Raw genomic sequence first — 2,372 nt, 5'->3', positions numbered from 1 at the left:
TCCTTCCATTGCTACATTAGCAAAATGTAAAGTCATATGTTCAACTTCTAATTCATTATAAACAAGAGCTAAATTGAAATATATTCCATTCTCATGATAACCTTGTTCCTTTGCCATTACTTCTGTTCGAGTCAAATACTCCAATGCCTTCTTATATCTATGTTGTAAAAAATAATATAACCCTTTGCTATACGTATATAATAATTTTTGGAATGGTGAATACTTTTTGTACATCTTCTTTAAGCTCTCTAACTCTTTTTCGACAGCAGGAAAATCCCTTTTCATAATTAAATAACGTGTATACAGCAGTTTATAATAATTTATAATTTCAAAATCCAACACATGCTTCATTTCACCTTGCAACTCTTCATATATACGTTCTACTTGTTGCTTGTCTAAATGAACTAGTGCATTCAACCATTCATCCAGCTTCCCCTTCACATCTTCTTCTACATCCCTCAAATCCGTCACGGCAATTTCTAATCTTGCGCAGAGCAATTGTAGAATTTCTTCTGATGCTTCAATCTTTCCATTTTCAATCTTACTTAAGTATGAGACAGAACAAATGCCCTGACATAATTCTTCTTGTGTCATTTTTTGCTGTAGCCGTTTATAAAAGACTTGTTTGCCTATTTTTTCTAATGTTTGTTGCATTGTCCTCCTCCATTCTCATTACCCCCATTACTCTAATAATACATAAAATTTGGAGAAATATAAATTGATAAATATAAATTTTCTAAAAAATATGCATAATTTCATTTTTTTCTCTCTTGACTTCACATCAATATCTCTTCTTTGCTACGAATGGTGAAAAATTGGTATACTATAACCAAATTATGGAGGTGTTCTCGCGATGACTCATTATAAAGACGATAGTTATGCCTTACATACAGACCTATATCAAATCAACATGGCTTATACATATTGGAAAGATGGTATTCATAATCGCCGTTCTGTTTTTGATTTATATTTTCGAAAGCTTCCATTTGAGAACGGCTACGCTGTTTTTGCTGGCCTTGAGAAAATTGTAGAGTACATAGAAAATTTCAGTTTTACTGAAAGCGATATCGCTTATTTAGCAGAATTACAATTTGAAGAAGAATTCCTTCATTATTTACAAAATATGAAATTCACTGGGACGATTCGCAGTATGCAAGAAGGCGAAGTTGTATTTAATAACGAACCTTTATTACGTGTTGATGCACCACTTGGTGAAGCACAAATTATTGAGACTGCCCTCTTAAATATTGTGAATTACCAAACATTAATTGCCACAAAAGCAGCACGTATGAAACATGCTGCAAGTAATGATGAGCTTTTAGAGTTCGGCACAAGACGTGCCCATGAGTTCGATGCTGCCCTTTGGGGGACGCGTGCTGCCTTTATTGGTGGTTTCTCCTCTACAAGCAACGTTCGTGCTGGGAAACGCTTTGGGATTCCTGTAGCTGGCACACACGCTCACTCTTTCGTTCAAGCATATCGCGATGAATACGTCGCGTTTAAAAAATACGCTGAAACTCATAAAAAGTGCGTCTTTCTCGTTGATACATATGACACATTGAAATCTGGTGTTCCAAATGCGATTCGTGTTGCAAAAGAATTTGGGGATCGTATTGATTTCTATGGCATACGTCTTGATAGTGGTGATATGGCTTATTTATCGAAAAAGGCACGAAAACTATTAGATGAAGCAGGGTTTACAAATACAAAAATTATCGCTTCTAGCGATTTAGATGAATACACAATTATGCACCTTAAATCTCAAGGAGCAAAAATTGACGTATGGGGCGTTGGGACAAAATTAATTACGTCCTTTGAGCAACCTGCATTGGGGGCTGTTTACAAACTAGTTGCGATTGAAGATACTGACGGAAAATTAAATGATACGATTAAAATTTCATCTAACCCTGAAAAAATTACCACTCCAGGACTGAAACGAATTTATCGTATTATCAATCGGGTAAACGATCATGCAGAAGGCGATTATATTGCATTAGATTCTGAAGAACCTGGAAAAGAAGAGCGCTTAAAAATGTTCCATCCAGTTCACACATATATAAGTAAATTCGTAACAAACTTTGAAGCCCGTGAACTGCATAAAGATATTTTCGTTAACGGTGAAAGAACATATGAACTACCAAGTATATTAGATATTCAAAAATATAATGAACAGAGTCTCTCTCTATTTTGGGAAGAATATATGCGAACTTTAAATCCTGAAGAATACCCTGTCGATTTAAGCCAAGAGTGCTGGGATCATAAAATGAATTACATTCAAACAGTTCGAGAACAAGTCGAAAAAAACATACAAAAGTAAACAGAGAAGTTTCCCCTTCTCTGTTTTTTCAATACTATATGGATATTTGTAAAAA

2 protein-coding genes are annotated in these 2,372 nt (G+C 34.8%); one reads left to right on the top strand and one right to left on the bottom strand.

The features are described 5' to 3' along the window. On the bottom strand, positions 1-654 hold a 654-nt coding region (locus ACQGSG_RS28320; protein ID WP_426948643.1), incomplete at its 3' end, for a helix-turn-helix domain-containing protein. A gap of 199 nt (positions 655-853) precedes the next feature. Between ACQGSG_RS28320 and ACQGSG_RS28315 the strand changes: the two genes are divergently transcribed. Beyond that, positions 854-2,317: a nicotinate phosphoribosyltransferase gene (locus ACQGSG_RS28315; protein WP_000150184.1), complete on the top strand. Its 1,464-nt coding sequence runs from the start codon at positions 854-856 to the stop codon at positions 2,315-2,317. The last annotated feature ends 55 nt before the right edge of the window (positions 2,318-2,372 follow it).

This window comes from Bacillus sp. GMa5/1 (assembly GCF_050172015.1).
In the GTDB taxonomy this organism is placed as follows: Bacteria; Bacillota; Bacilli; order Bacillales; family Bacillaceae_G; genus Bacillus_A; species Bacillus_A cereus.
This window is presented reverse-complemented; position numbering and strand designations above follow the sequence as displayed.